This is a genomic window from Pararoseomonas baculiformis, from assembly GCF_017813395.1.
In the GTDB taxonomy this organism is placed as follows: Bacteria; Pseudomonadota; Alphaproteobacteria; order Acetobacterales; family Acetobacteraceae; genus Roseomonas; species Roseomonas baculiformis.
The window spans coordinates 51,977-67,710 of record NZ_JAGIZB010000017.1; the positions used below are offsets into that span (position 1 = coordinate 51,977).

18 protein-coding genes are annotated in these 15,734 nt (G+C 69.1%); 10 read left to right on the top strand and 8 right to left on the bottom strand.

Going from position 1 to position 15,734, the window contains the following annotated elements; all coding sequences use genetic code 11:
• Positions 1–22 precede the first annotated feature (22 nt).
• Positions 23–616, bottom strand: coding sequence for a hypothetical protein (locus J8J14_RS25485; protein ID WP_209380731.1), 594 nt, complete (start codon positions 614–616; stop codon positions 23–25).
• A gap of 290 nt (positions 617–906) precedes the next feature.
• Here J8J14_RS25485 and purC point away from each other — a divergent pair, with 290 nt between their 5' ends.
• The 4 genes from purC to purQ are packed head-to-tail and all read left to right on the top strand — an operon-like array spanning position 907 to position 2,908.
• Positions 907–1,671, top strand: a complete 765-nt coding sequence (gene purC, locus J8J14_RS16975; protein ID WP_209380732.1) for a phosphoribosylaminoimidazolesuccinocarboxamide synthase — start codon at positions 907–909, stop codon at positions 1,669–1,671.
• A gap of 14 nt (positions 1,672–1,685) precedes the next feature.
• Positions 1,686–1,925 carry a phosphoribosylformylglycinamidine synthase subunit PurS gene (purS, locus tag J8J14_RS16980; protein WP_209380792.1) on the top strand — a complete coding sequence of 80 codons (240 nt, stop codon included), beginning with the start codon at positions 1,686–1,688 and terminating at the stop codon, positions 1,923–1,925.
• A 57-nt stretch (positions 1,926–1,982) separates the two neighbouring features.
• A complete protein-coding gene (locus J8J14_RS16985; RefSeq protein ID WP_209380733.1) occupies positions 1,983–2,237 on the top strand; it encodes a hypothetical protein in 255 nt (84 codons plus the stop codon).
• Positions 2,234–2,908, top strand: a complete 675-nt coding sequence (purQ, locus tag J8J14_RS16990; protein ID WP_209380734.1) for a phosphoribosylformylglycinamidine synthase subunit PurQ — start codon at positions 2,234–2,236, stop codon at positions 2,906–2,908. Before J8J14_RS16985 ends, purQ begins: the two co-directional genes overlap by 4 nt.
• A 63-nt stretch (positions 2,909–2,971) precedes the next feature.
• Here the strand turns inward: purQ and J8J14_RS16995 are convergent, their stop codons facing one another.
• Positions 2,972–3,376 carry a hypothetical protein gene (locus J8J14_RS16995; RefSeq protein ID WP_209380735.1) on the bottom strand — a complete coding sequence of 135 codons (405 nt, stop codon included), beginning with the start codon at positions 3,374–3,376 and terminating at the stop codon, positions 2,972–2,974.
• Positions 3,377–3,559: 183 nt separating this feature from the next.
• On the opposite strand from J8J14_RS16995, the gene J8J14_RS17000 reads away from it, so the two are divergent.
• Positions 3,560–4,519 carry a tripartite tricarboxylate transporter substrate binding protein gene (locus J8J14_RS17000; RefSeq protein WP_209380736.1) on the top strand — a complete coding sequence of 320 codons (960 nt, stop codon included), beginning with the start codon at positions 3,560–3,562 and terminating at the stop codon, positions 4,517–4,519.
• 255 nt (positions 4,520–4,774) lie between these two features.
• Complete coding sequence (locus tag J8J14_RS17005; RefSeq protein ID WP_209380737.1) at positions 4,775–5,866, top strand: SMP-30/gluconolactonase/LRE family protein; 1,092 nt, start codon at positions 4,775–4,777, stop codon at positions 5,864–5,866.
• 24 nt (positions 5,867–5,890) lie between these two features.
• Here the strand turns inward: J8J14_RS17005 and J8J14_RS17010 are convergent, their stop codons facing one another.
• From J8J14_RS17010 to J8J14_RS25100, 4 genes are all read right to left on the bottom strand, one after another.
• Complete coding sequence (locus J8J14_RS17010) at positions 5,891–6,907, bottom strand: SDR family NAD(P)-dependent oxidoreductase (protein ID WP_209380738.1); 1,017 nt, start codon at positions 6,905–6,907, stop codon at positions 5,891–5,893.
• 182 nt (positions 6,908–7,089) lie between these two features.
• Positions 7,090–7,362 carry a hypothetical protein gene (locus J8J14_RS17015; protein WP_209380739.1) on the bottom strand — a complete coding sequence of 91 codons (273 nt, stop codon included), beginning with the start codon at positions 7,360–7,362 and terminating at the stop codon, positions 7,090–7,092.
• Positions 7,363–7,487: 125 nt separating this feature from the next.
• Positions 7,488–7,841, bottom strand: coding sequence for a helix-turn-helix domain-containing protein (locus J8J14_RS17020; protein WP_209380740.1), 354 nt, complete (start codon positions 7,839–7,841; stop codon positions 7,488–7,490).
• A complete protein-coding gene (locus J8J14_RS25100; RefSeq protein ID WP_245215888.1) occupies positions 7,823–8,545 on the bottom strand; it encodes a PEP-CTERM sorting domain-containing protein in 723 nt (240 codons plus the stop codon). Before J8J14_RS25100 ends, J8J14_RS17020 begins: the two co-directional genes overlap by 19 nt.
• A gap of 1,051 nt (positions 8,546–9,596) precedes the next feature.
• Between J8J14_RS25100 and purL the strand changes: the two genes are divergently transcribed.
• From purL to J8J14_RS17045, 4 genes are read left to right on the top strand one after another with little or no spacing between them, the layout of a single operon-like run.
• Entirely contained in the window at positions 9,597–11,840 is a 2,244-nt protein-coding gene (gene purL, locus J8J14_RS17030) for a phosphoribosylformylglycinamidine synthase subunit PurL (protein ID WP_209380741.1), read from the top strand.
• Positions 11,841–11,854: 14 nt separating this feature from the next.
• Positions 11,855–12,088: a BolA family protein gene (locus tag J8J14_RS17035; protein ID WP_209380742.1), complete on the top strand. Its 234-nt coding sequence runs from the start codon at positions 11,855–11,857 to the stop codon at positions 12,086–12,088.
• An 11-nt stretch (positions 12,089–12,099) separates the two neighbouring features.
• The gene (gene grxD / locus J8J14_RS17040; protein ID WP_209380743.1) at positions 12,100–12,441 is read left to right on the top strand and encodes a Grx4 family monothiol glutaredoxin; all 342 of its coding nucleotides are present in this window, start codon (positions 12,100–12,102) and stop codon (positions 12,439–12,441) included.
• Complete coding sequence (locus tag J8J14_RS17045) at positions 12,438–13,712, top strand: MFS transporter (protein WP_209380744.1); 1,275 nt, start codon at positions 12,438–12,440, stop codon at positions 13,710–13,712. Before grxD ends, J8J14_RS17045 begins: the two co-directional genes overlap by 4 nt.
• A 17-nt stretch (positions 13,713–13,729) precedes the next feature.
• Here J8J14_RS17045 and J8J14_RS17050 read toward each other — a convergent pair whose 3' ends face one another.
• Together J8J14_RS17050 and J8J14_RS17055 are read right to left on the bottom strand one after the other, a co-directional pair.
• Positions 13,730–14,758 (bottom strand): amino acid ABC transporter substrate-binding protein, encoded by a 1,029-nt coding sequence (locus tag J8J14_RS17050; protein WP_209380745.1) that lies wholly within the window; start codon positions 14,756–14,758, stop codon positions 13,730–13,732.
• Positions 14,759–14,913: 155 nt separating this feature from the next.
• On the bottom strand, positions 14,914–15,690 hold the full coding sequence (locus J8J14_RS17055; protein ID WP_209380746.1) for a hypothetical protein: 777 nt from the start codon (positions 15,688–15,690) through the stop codon (positions 14,914–14,916).
• Positions 15,691–15,734 lie beyond the last annotated feature (44 nt).

Here is a 15,734-nt window from a genome sequence, read left to right on the forward strand (position 1 = left end):
TTCTTCGGCGTCGTTCCCCGGCTCAGCGCGCAGGGGCGTTCCCGACCACGACATTGCCCTGGAAGTCCAGGCCCACCTCGGCGGTCTGGCCACCGCGCATCGCGCGGCCACGCCACACGCCGGACTCGTCCTTCCGCAGTTCCTGCACGCCGGTGAAGCCCGCCGCCTCGATCCGGCTGCGCGCCTGGCCCTCGGTGAAGGAGTTGGCGCCGGCCGCGGGCGCGTTCACCACGCGGGGGGCATCGCCGGGGTTGTTCTGCACGGCGGCGTTGTCGTTGCCGTCGGTGCGGTTCTGCGTGGTGCCGGAATTGCCCGTGGTGCCGGCGGCGGTGCTGCCGGTCGTTCCGCGGTCCGTGGTGATCCGGGTGTCTCCGGAGGTGCTGCCCATCGGCGCCATCTGCGTCGCCGTCCCCGCGCGTGACTGGGAGGCGGCCGGGCCCGAGGTGGTGCCCGGGGCGGCGGTCATGCCGGGGGGCTGGGTGGCGGGCGCCATCGTCGCGCTCGGGGCGCCGCCCGAGGTGCCCTGCGAACCGGGATTGGCGGTGTTGCCCTGCTGGGCCAGGGCCGGCGCGGCCAGGGTGGCGGCAAGGGCCAGTGCGGCAACGCTCGTGCGCATCGGTGTTCTCCCAAAATGTTACAGCGGCGGTTTCGTCGCTGAAGGCGCAACGAACGGCGCCTTGCCATGGGTTAACGCCGCCCGGCGCAAGAGGGCGGCGTCGGTCACGCAGCCGTGAGGAACAAGGGCCGGACTGCCCTGCGCCGCACGGAACACCGGGCACAGGGCCGCCCTGCGCCGGGCGCGGTGGCCCTTCCCCGCCCCCCCTGCTATACGGCTCCCTCAATCGCCGCCGTGAACGGGGCCGGAAGGCCCCAGTTCCGGCGGCCGCACGAATTTCGGAACCCCCCATGGCCCGCAGGCGACAGCTCTACGAAGGCAAGGCCAAGGTCCTCTTCGAGGGCCCCGAGCCCGGAACCCTCGTCCAGTATTTCAAGGACGACGCCACGGCGGCCAATGGCACCAAGAAAGGCGTCATCACCGGCAAGGGCGTGCTCAACAACCGCATCAGCGAATACCTGATGACGAAGCTGGGCGAGATCGGCGTTCCCACCCACTTCATCCGCCGCCTGAACATGCGCGAGCAGCTGATCCGCGAGGTGGAGATCATCCCGCTCGAGGTGGTGGTGCGCAACATCGCCGCCGGCGGCCTCGCCGCGCGCCTGGGCATCCAGGAGGGCACCCGCCTGCCCCGGAGCATCGTCGAGTACTATTATAAGAATGACGGCCTGCAGGACCCGCTGGTGAGCGAGGAGCACATCACCTGCTTCGGCTGGGCCGGCACACAGGACCTGGACGACATCGTGGCGCTGGCGCTGCGCGTGAACGACTTCCTCACCGGCCTCTTCCTCGGCGTCGGCATCTCCCTCGTGGACTTCAAGCTGGAATTCGGCCGGCTCTACGAGAATGACGAGATGCGCATCGTCCTGGCCGACGAGATCTCCCCCGATAATTGCCGCCTCTGGGATGCCAAGACCGGCGAGAAGATGGACAAGGACCGCTTCCGCCGCGATCTCGGGAAGGTCGAGGAGGGCTACCAGGAGGTCGCCCGCCGCCTCGGCATTCTCCCGGAAGCGGGCGTTCGTGACCTCAAGGGCCCGGAGCTGATGCAGTGACCACCCCCAGCACCATCAAGGCGCGCGTCTTCGTCATGCCGAAGAACGGCGTCCTCGACCCCCAGGGCAAGGCCATCGGCCACGCCCTTGGCACCCTCGGCTTCGAGGGCATCGGCGAGGTCCGCACCGGCAAGGTCATCGAGCTGGAGCTGGCCGGAACCGACCCGGCCGCGGCCAAGGCCGCCGCGGAGGAGATGGCGCGCAAGCTGCTCGCCAACACCGTGATCGAATCCTTCCGCGTCGAGCTCGCCTGACCGCCGCCCCGGTCGCCCCCCCCCGCGCGGTGATCCCGATCCGATGATCCCGATCCGATGATCAAGGTCAGCCTTCTCATCATGACCGTGCTGACGGTCCTGATCGCGATGCTCCTGTCATGGCGCGAACGCCGCATGGCCGCGGCCCGGCCGGCCGTGCCCGTGCCGCGCGGCCGCGCCCCCCGGCGCCCGGGCCTCATCGCCCGGGGCAAGGCGGGGATCGACCGCTGGATGACCGCCGCGGCCATCGCGGCCATCATCACCATCGCCGTCCTCGGCGGCCTACACTGGCTCAGGGTGTTCCAACAATGAACGCGACCATCCTCCTCTTCCCCGGCACGAACCGCGAGCGCGACATGGCCATCGCGCTGCAGAAGGCGACGGGCCGCAAGCCCTCCATCACCTTCCACCGCGAGACCGAGCTGCCGAAGGGAACCGACCTTGTCGTCCTCCCCGGTGGCTTCTCGCATGGGGACTATCTCCGCTGCGGGGCCATGGCCGCCCAGTCGCCCATTATGGCGGCGGTACGGGACTTCGCGGCCGGGGGCGGCCATGTGCTGGGCGTCTGCAACGGCTTCCAGATCCTCTGCGAGGCCGGGCTCCTCCCCGGCGCCCTGCTCCAGAATGCCGGCCTGCGCTTCCTCTCCATGGATTGCGTGCTCCGCGTCGAGCGTGCCGGCACGCCCTTCACGTCCCGCTGGCAGAAGGGCGCCACCTTCCGCGCCCCCATGGCCCATGGCGACGGTAACTACTTCGCCGACGGCGCCACGCTGGACCGGCTGGAGGGCGAGGGCCTGGTCGCCTTCCGCTACGCCGACAAGAACCGAAACGGCGCCGCGCGGGACATCGCCGGCATCCTCTCCCCCAATCTCCGCATCTGCGGCCTCATGCCGCATCCGGAGGACCTGGTGGACCCGCTGATGGGCGGCGAGGACGGGCTACCCATGTTCCAGTCCCTCGCCGAGAGCCTCGTCTCCGCCTGAAGCCCGGGCGGCACGGAAGGCCGGCGGCGGAAGCCTCCGCCGGCCATCCGGTGCAGCGCTGCCTCAGCGCCCGCCCAGCAGGGGGCGCAGCGCCTCCAGGTCGGGCAGGATGCGCGGGGCCTCGCGGCGCGCGTCGTCCCAGCGCCGGCCGTCGTCGCGCCGCCGCTCAGCCTGCTGGCGCTCCGCCTCCCAGCGCCGCCGATCGTCCCGGTGCCTCTGCTCGGCCCAGCGATCCCGGTCGTCCCGGCGGCGCTCCTCGGCCCAGCGGTGCCGGTCATCCCGCCTCCGCTCCTCGGCCCAGCGCCGGTCGCCATCGTGCCGCCGGTCAAAGCCGCGCCGCTCCTCATAGCGTCCCCAGCGCCCGTTGCCGCTCTCATCCTTCCATGGGTCCGCCATGGCGGGCGAGACCGTGGCCCCCGCGCCAGCGATGACGCAGCCCAGAAGGGCAAGCTTCCAGTTCTTCAGCACGGCATTCCTCCTGCGATGTCCCTCTGGTCGCACCAGGAACAGAACGCCTGGGAAAGGAGGACGTCACATCCGCGGCCGCAGGGGCCCTTCGACGGCCGATGCTCCCCGCCCCCCTGGCCTCCGCGCCACGCCCCATGGCAACCTCCCGGGCAAAGCCGCGAGACGGCCGAACGGGAGAACGCCATGATGAATCGCCGCACCCTCATGGTGGGGATTGCTGCCGCCATCCCCGCAGCCACCGCCCGCGCCCAGGCGCCCTACCCCGATCGCCCGGTGCAGATGATCGTCGCCTACCCGCCCGGCGGTGGCACCGACATCGCGGCCCGCACGCTCGCGCAGTTCATGGAGCGCGAGCTGGGCCAGCCCGTCGTCGTCCTCAACCGCGCCGGGGCCGGCGGCGAGATCGGCTTTGGCGAGCTCTCCCGTGCGAGGCCTGACGGCTACACCATCGGCTTCCTGAACACGCCCAACATCGTCACCATGCCGATCGAGCGCCGCACGGCCTACAAGCTCGATGACATCGCCCCCATCGCCAACCTGGTGGACGATCCCGGCGCCTTCTTTGTCCTGAAGGACAGCCCGCATCGCAACCTTGCGGAGCTCATCGCTTTCGCGAAGGCAAATCCGGAAAAGGTCACCTACGCCACCACCGGGATCGGCTCGGACGACCATCTCGCCGCTCTCGCCTTCTCCCGCGCGGCCGGCATCCAGATGACCCATGTGCCCTATAATGGCGCCGCCCAGACCCGGAACGCCCTGCTGACCCGCCAGGTCACCCTTGGCTCCATCAATGTCAGCGAAGGCCTGGCCGATGTGCAGCAGGGTACCGCCCGCGCCCTCGGCCAGATGTCCGAGAAGCGCTGGGAAGGCCTGCCCGACGTTCCCACCTTCCGCGAGCAGGGCTTCGACGTCATCCAGTCCTCCATGCGCGGCGTCGGCGCTCCGGCCGGTACGCCGCCGCAGATCCTGAACCGCCTGGCCGATGCCATCCGGAAGGTGGTCGAGAACCCGGAATTCCGCCGCCTTGCCACGCAGCAGTCCCTGCCACTCCGCTATCTCGGCCCCGACGAATACAAGGCCGAGCTGACAAAGCTCCGCACCGATTTCGAGAAGCTCTGGGCCCAGCACCCCTGGCGCGACTGATGACGTGAGCCAGCCCGGCCGCTCCAACCACCAGGAGAGGATGATGGGTCGAAGGCGCTGCCTTCGACGGGTCCGAGGAGAGGAGGAAGCCCTTTTTCTCTCCCCGGGAGCCACGGGCGGCGAAGGTCCGGAAACCCGCCCCGGCCGTGCTGCGGGCATTGCCCGCAGGCTCTTGCCAATCGCCTGCCCACCATGGGCATCATCCGTTGCGCATGCTGCATGTCACGAATCGCGTGCGGCCGGAGGAAACGAGAGATGAGCACCACACGGCGCGGCCTGCTGCGGGCCGCCGGCGCCACCGCGGCCACCACCGCCCTTGCAGGCACGGCGGCGGCCCAGTCCTTCCCCTTCACGCCGAACCAGCGCTACCCGGACCCGGCCGTCCAGATCCTTGATCCGAGCTTCGCGCGCTACCGCATCTACAGCAGCACCGTCGAGCAACTCGCCAGCGGCATGCGCTGGGCGGAGGGCCCCGCCTATTTCCCCGAGGGCGGCTACCTGCTGATGAGCGACATCCCCAACAACCGCATCATGAAGTATGACGAGAAGGACGGCAGCTTCACCGTCTTCCGCCATCCCGCCAACTACGCGAACGGCAATGCGCGCGACCGCCAGGGCCGGCTGGTCACCTGCGAACACTCCGTCACCCGCCGAGTCACCCGCACGGAAAAGGACGGCTCCATCACCGTCCTGGCCGACAGCTTCGAGGGCAAGCGCCTCAACGCGCCCAACGACATCGTGGTGAAGTCGGACGACACGATCTGGTTCACCGATCCGCTCTTCGGCATCAACGGCGAATGGGAAGGCAGCCGCGCCCGCCCGGAACAGGCCACCACCAATGTGTACCGCCTGGCGCCGGACGGACGGCTCACCGCCGTCATCACCGACATTATGAACCCCAACGGGCTCGCCTTCTCCCCCGATGAGAGCAAGCTCTATGTCGTCGAATGGCGCGGCACGCCGAACCGCAGCATCTGGAGCTTCGACGTCAACAACGACGGCACGGTGGGCAACAAGACGAAGCTGATCGACGCCGCCGACCAGGGCGCGCTGGACGGCTTCCGCGTGGACCGCGACGGCAATCTCTGGGTTGGCTATGGCAGCAACGGCGCCCTGGAACCCGAGCCCACCCGCATGGGCAACCGCATGGTGCACCAGCTCCGCGGCAAGCCCGAGGACCTGGACGGCGTCATGGTCTTCAACCCCCAGGGCAAGCCCATCGGCTTCATCCGCCTGCCGGAGCGCTGCGCCAATCTCTGCTTCGGCGGCCCCAAGGGCAACCGCCTCTACATGACCAGCAGCCACTCCCTCTACGCTCTCTATGTGGAGGCCCACGGCGCGGTCTGACCCGCACCGGCGCGGGCGCCCCGGTCAGGGCGCCCGTCCCTGCCGATCCGCCTCCATCCGCGCCCGGATGCCACCCCCAACCCCGGTTCCCTGCGGCACCGGCTCATGCACCGAACCCGATGTCACCGGCCCCGGCGGCGCCTCCTCGATCTGCGAGCGATGCACCAGCCCGCCCGCGATGTCCCGCGCCAGCGACGGCCAGATCTGAGCCCCGATCACCGCCCCCTGCGCCTTCCACCCCACCGCGTATTCCTGCACGGGATGGAGCGAGACCCAGATGATCGCGTCCACCACGCCCTCCGGGCCCTCCATCGTCGCCACCTGGGACTGCCGGCCCGTATAGTTCCCCGCATGCACCCAGAAGGGCGTGTCCACCGCCCAGGGCAGCACATTCGCCACCTTGATCGTGCTGGTCCGCGCCAGCCGCATCTCCTGGTTGATCGCGCCCCCCAGGGCCAGCAGCGCCGCCTTCGTCGAGGCATAGCTGGCGTGATACGCCATCGGCACGCGCCCCTCGACGGATGAGACGTTCACCACCACCCCGCCACCCTGCTCCCGGAACTGCCGGATCGCGGCATGCGTCCCGTAGATCGCCCCCTTCAGGTTCACATCCACGATCCTTGCGTGATCCGCGACCGGAACCTCCTCGAACCGCCCGATGGATGCGACGGCGGCATTGTTGATCCACACATCGATCCGCCCGAAGCGCTCCACGGCGGCCCGCGCCAGCTGCTCCACCGCGGCCTCGTCGGCGACATCCGTCGGCACCACCAGCGCCTGCCCACCCCCGGCCCGCACCTCCGCCGCCACCTCCTCCAGCACCGCCGCGCGCCGGGCGGCGAGCACGACATGCGCCCCATACCCGCCCAGCTTCACCGCCACGCCCCGCCCGAAGCCGCTGGACGCCCCCGTTACGACATAGACCCGGCCAGCCAGCCGCCCCCGTTCCCCCCCGCCCAGCTGGGAAGGCGCCGCGCATCCGGACAGGAAAGCCCCCGCCACGGCCAGCGCGGCAAGCGGCAGCAGATGAAAGGGAAGCATCGAGGACTCTCCGGCGGCATGGCGGCGCCTGCACATAACCGCTGAACGCCCCGCGCGTTCCCGGCCCCGGAAGGAACGGGCCAGGGAAGGTCAGTCCCCGGGGGAAAGCGCTGCTTTCCCCCAAACCGCCTATCGCCGGGGTGGCAACGGCCACTCCGGACACCGCGGCCGGCTGGTTTCGGTTACTCGCGCCGGACGAACTTGAAGAACCGGCTCTCCTTCCCGTCCGCCGTCTTGTCCTGATGCAGGAAGGCCAGCTTCCGGTCCTCGAAAGTCTCGAAGAAATCCTCCCAGGAGATCTCCTCCAGCCGGTCCTCCTTGGGCCCGAAATCCACGCGGAGAATCCCCTCCCCGTCCTTGCCCTCCGTCCCCTTCACCACGCTCGGCCGCCCGCCGCGCGCCTCGATCCAGTTCTGGATCACCTTATGGTCCGTGGTCGTGTTGCCCTGGCTCATCGGCGAATTCTCCTGTTCCGGCGATCGCGACACCGGGCGGGGAACACGGCAGGGGATGTCGCGTTGCGTCACGGCGGCCATGCGCCAGCCGGTGCCGGACGGAGGGGCCGCCCGATCCCTACCGCTCAGCCCGGCCGGGGAGAATGCGCGCTGGGCGGCAAGGCTCCGGCGTCCTGGGCATGCTGCGTCCGGAGCCTTACTCCCGGCCCGTCGCCGCCCTCCGCGACGAACTCGATGCCGGCCAGTTCCAGCGTCATGCGCAGCGCATCGATGGTGCGGGGGAGCACAGTCCGCCGGCGGCTCTCAAAGGCATAGACGGTCTGGCTGGAAAGCCCCGCCCGGACACCCAGGCGCTGCCGGTTCCAGTCCAACAGCTCACGGGCAGCCCGGCACTGCTCCGGCGTCATGGAGGGAGAGGAGGGCCGCCGCCCCAGTTGCCAGGAGCGGCGGCCGGTCTGGTTCAGCTCCCGGCCTTGCATGTTGTCATGCGCCGGCGGGTCAGGCCGAGGCCCAGCAGCCCCATGCCAAGCAGCGCAAGGCTGGCAGGCTCAGGAACCGGGGCGGTCTCGGTGCGGGCGACGAAGAAGGTCTCCAGCCCACCCGTTGCGAGGCTGGCGCTGGCGACCAGGCCAACGCGGTAGGCACCCGAGAAATTCGCCCCGAACGCTGCCGATTGCGCCTGGGCCGCCTGGATGGCGTCGAGGGCGAAGACGAAGCCGGAATTGCCCACGCCCTGTTCCGTGTCGGAGAAGAACTGCGGCGTGAAAGCCCCAGAGCTGAACAGCAGGCTTCCGGTCGTGCTGTAGATATTGAGCACGAGGTTATCGAGCTGAATGCTCCGGTTGACGTTGTTGGGTTCGCTGGCGTTGAACACCACCCGGAGGTCGGAGGCACTGTCGGTGTTGTCGAAGCCCAGTTCCGTCAGGGTACGGGTCCGGGTCTGCTGCTGAAAATTACCGGTACGGACATCGGCGGACCCGTTCCACGACACGGACCCGGTCTCGTTCGAGGTGTTTCCGGGCGACCGGATGGTGAGAATGGTATTCACCGCCCCGAGGCCGGTTCCCTGGAAGTCTTCAGGGCCAACCAGGACCAAGGATGCCTGAGCCGGGACTGCGCTCATCGCCAGCGCGCCCGCAACAAGCGCCCCGTAGAGCTTCGAGGCAAAGTTGTATTTCTTCATGGTAGCGGATCCTTCCCAAAGTAACCCGATCTGGAAAGCGCAAGTGCTGTGCCAGTCGAGCAGAGGTCCGCAACCGGTTGATTCAGATCACGATTATTAACACATACTAAATTCCTATTTCGTTGCAAGAAACACCGTAACAACGACCGACAGAAAAATAACAACTCATAGGTGCAACCAGTTCTGTTCAGTCGAAATAGAATTTTACAAAACGAATTCTATATAGAACAATCATATCTCGATATCAGAGTTCATCCTTAAACCAATAGTTGTAACACTTTCACCTACACTCGTCGGCTGTGAAAGTTCCCAGCCTGGGTCGTGCGATACCAGCGGCTTCCGCCCAACGGCTTGCGGCAAAAGGAACGTGAGAAAGCAAGCTCGACTACCCCGTCCGCACATTTTGGGTCCTCGACGTGGCTGATTGCGCGGAGTGCTCACCGCCCGGGAGGGGAAGAGCCGTGTTCTGATGACCGAAAAGACAAGTCGAACGATAGGAATTCCCGCTTCTACACAGGCGGCGCTTTGGCTCCCTTCTGCCCCTCACCAGAGCCCCGCGCCTGAACCCTGCATCCCCCTTGCCGCCCCCCGGCCAGTTCCACGCCATTCCTCCTTTCCGTCACCCACCTCTCCTCTACAGGCCTGAAAATCGCGTGTCTTCGCGCCGGGATGTGCGCCTTTTCGGTGCCGCAACCTCGCAGGCACCCAGGCGCGACGCCGATCGGAACAGTGTCAAACCCGAAACCATCGCCCGCCTCTTCCGCCGCCTCACCCAGGCCGGCTTTCTGGGAATGGCTTCTTGCCACCTTGGCCGAGGCCCTTCCCGGCCGTCTGCCCCCGACCGAACACCTGTTCGTCCGCGCCTGCCGCAGAGCCCCCGCGCCGAGTGCCTCCGCGCCGGCCAGCACCTGCTCAAGGCCGCCCAGGGCCGCGCCCGCGTCCCCGCATTGCGCGCCCGGCCGGGTCCTGGACCCCAGCCATGCAGCAGCCACCAACCCCCACCCCGGAAAGGCCCCTCGACAAGCCACGCCCGCCTGCCCAAAAACCGCCCATGCCGAACGCCGCCGAAACCCCCGCGAACCTCCTCGATGAAGCGAAGGCCCGCAGCCTCGCCAAGGATTTCGGCCTGAAGGGCGATGAGTTCGATCGGGTGCTGGCCATTCTCGGCCGCAACCCCTCCCTCACGGAACTCGGCATCTTCTCCGTGATGTGGTCGGAGCACTGCTCCTACAAATCCAGTCGCGTCTGGCTGAAGGAACTCCCCACCAAGGCCCCCTGGGTCATCCATGGGCCCGGTGAGAACGCGGGCGTCATCGATATCGGCGATGGCCTGGCCGCCATCTTCAAGATGGAAAGCCACAACCATCCGTCCTTCATCGAGCCCTACCAGGGCGCCGCCACCGGCGTCGGCGGCATCCTGCGCGATGTCTTCACCATGGGCGCCCGCCCCATCGCCAACCTCAACGCCCTTCGCTTCGGCGATGTGAATCACCCCCGCACGAAACAGATCCTGGATGGCGTCGTCCGCGGCATCGGCGGCTACGGCAACTGCGTCGGCGTGCCGACGGTCGGCGGGGAGGTGAACTTCCACCCCGCCTACAATGGCAATCCGCTGGTGAACGCGATGACGGTCGGCATCGCCCGGAAGGACCGCATCTTCCTCTCCGCCGCCGCTGGCATCGGCAACCCCGTCGTCTATGTCGGCAGCAAGACCGGGCGCGACGGCATCCACGGCGCCACCATGGCCAGCGCCGAGTTCTCCGAGGACGCGGAGGAGAAGCGCCCCACCGTCCAGATCGGCGATCCCTTCGCCGAGAAGCTCCTGATCGAAGCCTGCCTGGAGCTGATGGAGACCGACGCCATCGTCGCCATCCAGGACATGGGCGCCGCCGGCCTCACCAGCAGCAGCGTGGAGATGGCCGGCAAGGGCGGGGTGGGCATCGAGCTCATCATGGACAACGTCCCCCAGCGCGAGGAGGGCATGTCCGCCTATGAGATGATGCTGAGCGAGAGCCAGGAGCGGATGCTCATGGTCCTCAAGCCCGGCGAGGAGCACGTCGCCCAGGCGATTTTCGAGAAGTGGGAGCTGGACTTCGCCGTCATCGGCCACCTCACCGATTCTGGCCGCATCACCCTCCGCCACAAGGGCATCCTTGAGGCCGACATCCCCCTCGCCCCCCTCGAATCCGAAGCCCCCCTCTACCGCCGGCCCACGGTGGAAACCCCGAAGCAGCCGGTGCTGGAAGCCGCCTCCATCCCCAATCCCATGGGGATCGACGCCGCGCTGAAGACCCTAATCGCCAGCCCCGACCTCTGCTCCCGCCGCTGGATCTGGGACCAGTATGACAGCACCGTCGGCGGCCAGACCGTCCGCCGCCCCGGCGCCGCGGATGCCGCCATCGTCAAGCTGGAGGACAGCCCCCGGGCGCTGGCGATGACCACCGACGTCACCCCTCGCTACGTCGCGGCGGATCCGGAGGTGGGCGGTGCCCAGGCCGTCGCCGAAACCTGGCGCAACATCACCGCGACAGGCGCGAAGCCGCTCGCCATCACCGACAACATGAACTTCGGCAACCCCGAGCGGCCGGAGATCATGGGCCAGTTCGCGGCCGCCATCCGCGGCATGGCCGCTGCCTGCCGCGCGCTGGACTACCCCGTCGTTTCCGGCAACGTGTCGCTCTACAACGAAACCCGCGGCAACGTGGCCAACCCCGTCTCCATCCTCCCCACCCCCGCCATCGGCGGCGTCGGCGTGATCGAGGATGCGCGGCAGGCCACCGGCATCGCCCCCCAGCCCGGCCAGGAGATCATTCTCCTCGGCGAAACCCGCGGCCATCTCGGCCAGTCCATCTGGCTGCGCGAGATCGCCGGCCGCGAGGAAGGCGCGCCCCCGCCCGTGGATCTCGAAGCCGAGCGCCGCAACGGCGACTTCGTGCGGGAGAACATCCTCGCCGGCCGCATCGCCGCCTGCCACGACCTCGCCGATGGCGGGCTGCTCGTCGGCCTCGCGGAGATGGCGCTCGCCGCCGATCTCGGCCTGACCATCGAGCCCGCCCCCGCCGGCATCCCCGCCCACGCCTTCTGGTACGGCGAGGACCAGGCACGCTATCTCTGCGCCACCGCCAATCCGGAAGCCCTGCTCGCCGCCGCGAAGGCCGCCGGCATTCCGGCCACCCGCATCGCCACCGCAACGGGCAACAGGGCCTTGGCGCTGCCCGGCCACCCCGCCATATCCTTGGACGAGCTGCGCGCGGCGCATGAGGGCACCCTTCCCGCCCTCATGGCCGACCGCTGAGGAGAACCCAAGCGATGGCGATGCCCGCCGCCGAGATCGAAGCCCTGATCCGCGCCGCCCTTCCCGACGCCCAGGTCACGATCGAGGACCTGGCCGGGGACGGCGACCATTACGCCGCCACCGTCATCTCCCCCGCCTTCAAGGGCCTCTCCCGCGTGAAGCAGCACCAGCTCGTCTATGCCGCCCTCCAGGGCCGCATGGGCGGCGAGCTTCACGCCCTCGCCCTGCAAACCTCCGCCCCGGAATGAAAGGACCCGAGATGTCCGACAACCCCGTCTTCCAGCAGATCCAGTCCGAGATCACGGCCAACCCGGTCACCCTTTTCATGAAGGGCACGCCGGTCTTCCCGCAATGCGGCTTCTCCGCCCGCGTGGTGCAGATCCTGTCCCACATGGGCGTGCCCTTCCACGGCGTGAACGTCCTCGCCGATCCCGAGGTGCGGGAGGGCATCAAGTCCTTCTCCAACTGGCCGACCATCCCCCAGCTCTACGTGAAGGGTGAGTTCGTCGGCGGCTGCGACATCGTCACCGAGATGTTCCAGTCCGGCGAACTGGCCACGCTGCTGACCGAGAACGGCATCCCGCACACCCAGGCGGCGTGAGCCCGCGGGACCTGACCGGCGGCCCCGACAAGCCGCCGGGAGGCCTCGCCAACGCGTCCTGGAAGACCGCCCTTTCCGTCACCCTGCTGATGCAGACCGTGGCGGCTTTCCTGAACCAGTGCGTGCCGGTGCTTGCCCCCCTGCTGACGGGCAGCGCCGGCCTCCCGCCCGAGGCGGCGGGCCATCTTGCCGCGCTCGGCACTCTTGGCATCCTGGCCTTCCTTATCCCGGGAAGCCCTATCCTGGCCCGCCTCGGACCGGTGCGGACGCTCCAACTCGGCGCTCTCCTCGCTGCCGCCGGCATGGCCTTCGCGGCGCTCGGCGGCATGCTCGCGCTCGGCCTGGCCGCTTTCCTCATCGGCCTGGGCTACGGCCCCACCCCGCCCGCCGGCAGCCGCATCCTTGCCGCCACGGCACCGCCCCGGCACCGCTCCCTCATCTTCTCCATCAAGCAGGCCGGCGCCCCGCTCGGCGGCGTCCTGGCGGGCCTGCTGATCGCCCCTGTGGGCGCGCATCACGGCTGGCCCGCCGCCCTCGCCCTGGCCATCGCCATCGCGCTTGTCTCCGCCGCCATCATCCAGCCCAGCCGCCGTTCTCTGGACGTGGAGCGCGAGCCGGACCGCCCCATCCACCCCGCCGCGCTCTTTGGCCGGCGCAACCTCCTCGGTCCTTTCGCCGCGCTGCGCCTGCACCCGTTGCTGCCCCCCCTGACCCTCCTCGCCTGTTCGCTGGCAGCCCTGCAGGGCTGCTTCTTCGCCTTCGCCGTCACCTGGCTGACCGAGACAAGGCATCTGAGCCTCGTCCAGGCCGGCGCGGTCTTCGCGGCGATGCAGGCCGGCGGCGTGTTGGCGCGGGTGGTGCTGGGCTGGATGGCGGACCGCACGGGCAATGCGGCGATGAACCTGGTGTTCCAGGGCCTTGGCGGGGCGGCAGCGGTCACGCTCTTCGTGCTCCTGCCGCCGCTGGGCTTCCTGGGCACGTTGCTTCTTGGGCTGCTGGCCGGTTCCCTCGCGGCCAGCTGGAACGGCATCTACCAGGCCGAGATTGCGCGGCTCTCGCCGCCCGGCCGGGTCGCGGAAGCGACCTCGGGCTCCACCACGCTCTGTTTCCTGGGCTACCTCATCCCGCCGGCGATCTTCGCCGGGCTGGTCACACTGACCGGTAGCTGGCTGCTGCCGCAGCTCCTGGCGGCCGGGCAGCTTGTGCTGGTGGCGCTTGTCGTCCTGCCCCGGCTGCGGCTGCGGCGGGGCGAGGGAACGGGGGCGGGCTGAGCCGCCCCCGCCGGGGTTCAGCGCATCGGGAGCGCGTAGAGCAGCCCGCCACGGGTCCAGAGCTCGTTCGAGCCGCGGGCCAGGCCGACGGAGGTCTTCGGCCCCATGTGACGCTCATAAATCTCGCCGTAGTTGCCGATGGCCTTGACGATGTTCACCACCCAGCTCGGGTCGAGCTTCAGCGCCTGGCCCAGTTCCGGCGTGACGCCGAGCAGGCGGCGCGTGTCGGGGTTGGTGGTGGTGCGCTTCACCTCGTCCACGTTCCGGGAGGTGACGCCGCTCTCCTCGGCCTGGATCACCGCGTTCACGTACCAGCGGACCACGTCGTACCATTCATCGTCGCCGCGGCGGACATAGGGGCCGTAGGGCTCCTTGGAGAAACGCTCGTCCAGGATCTTCCACTCGTTCGGGTTGGGCATGGAGGAGCGGATGGCGGCGAGCTGGGAGGCATCGGTGCCGAAGGCGTCGCAGCGGCCGGCCTGCAGCGCGCCGGCGGCCTGGTCCGTGCGCTCGAACAGCACGGGGCTGAAGGGCAGGTTCTGGCTGCGGAAGTAGTCCGCCGTGACCAGCTCGTTCGTCGTGCCCTGGATCAGGCAGATGGTGGCGCCGCCCATCTCCGATGCCTTGGCGATGCTGGCATTGGCGCGGACCATGAAGCCGTGGCCGTCATAGAAGTTCGGAAAGACGGCGCGCAGTCCGAGCGTCACGTCCCGCACCATCGTCTGCGTGCTGGTGCGGAAGAGCACGTCCACCTCGCCCGAGCCGAGGGCGGTGAAACGGGTGGAGGAGCTGAGCGGGAAGAAGCGGACCTTGTTCGGGTCGTTGAACAGGGCCACCGCCAGGCCCCGGCAGAAATCTACGTCGAAGCCCTGCCAGGTGCCGCGCGCATCCGGCAGCGCGAAGCCAGCAATCCCCGTATGGACGCCGCAATGAAGCTGCCCCCGCGCGCGGACGGCATCCAGGGTTGCGCCCGCCTCGGCGGGCTTGCCGGCCGAGAGCAGCGCGGCGGCGGCCGCGACGGTGGCGAGGATTGCGCGTCTCAACATGTTCATTGCCTTCCCTGATTCGAGCGGCGAGCGTGCGAAGGGCGGGAGGGGCAAGTCAACACGCCCGCGAGCCCGCTTCGCGGGCTGCGGGACAGGCGGGCGCGCAAGGCGCAGGCATCCGGCGCCACTTTGCACAAAGCGGCGCCCGTCCGGCTTCAGGCGGAGAGCGGATCCGGCCGCCTGCGCTGCCAGAAGACCGCGAAGACCAGCGCGAACATGGCGCCGGCCGCCAGGGCGGCGGGGATGTTCACCTGGTTGATCCCGAGATTGGCGGCGACCACCCCGGCAAAGGCCCAGAGGATGGCGGCGGAGAACCAGCCCGAATCACGGCGGAGGAGCCAGGTGATGGCCGCGGCCGCGCCCCCGGCCGCGAGGAGGATGATCACGGCGGCGAGGGTGGAGGTGAAGCCCTGTGACGGCAGCACCCCCGCCTGCCGGGCGGCGCTTGAGAGGTTCACGAAGCTGGCCGCGGTGAGCCAGCCGGCAAGAAGGCCGGTGAGCGGGGTGACGATCCAGCGCGGGCCGATCCCCTCCTCCGGCGTATTGCGGGCGAGGAAAAGGGCCGAGAGCGCGCAGGCGAGGCTGAGCAGGATGATGAGCAGGAGCCCGAAGCCGACCGAGCCGGTGAGCTGGGAGGTGACCTGCCAGAGCGTGTTGGCGGCGAAGCTGCCCGCCAGGGGCCAGCCCGTGCGGCGGGCGAGCGCGCTGTCCCGGTTGGCCGGCAGGAACTGCCAGATGCCATAGGCCGCGGCGAGGGCGAAGATCACGCTCCAGATCGAGAAGGCATAGCCCGCCGGGACGACCGGGGTGCGGGAGGCGGCGGAGACCGCGGCCATGGAGGTGCCGAAGCCGAGCATGGGCAGGAAGGCCGTGAGGATCTGCACCCAGGGCAGGATGAGGCAGAGAAGGCGGCGGAGCTGGTCCTGCGGCATGGTCGGCGTTCCCTCGGGGATCGATGAGCCGAAGGTGAGGCCCT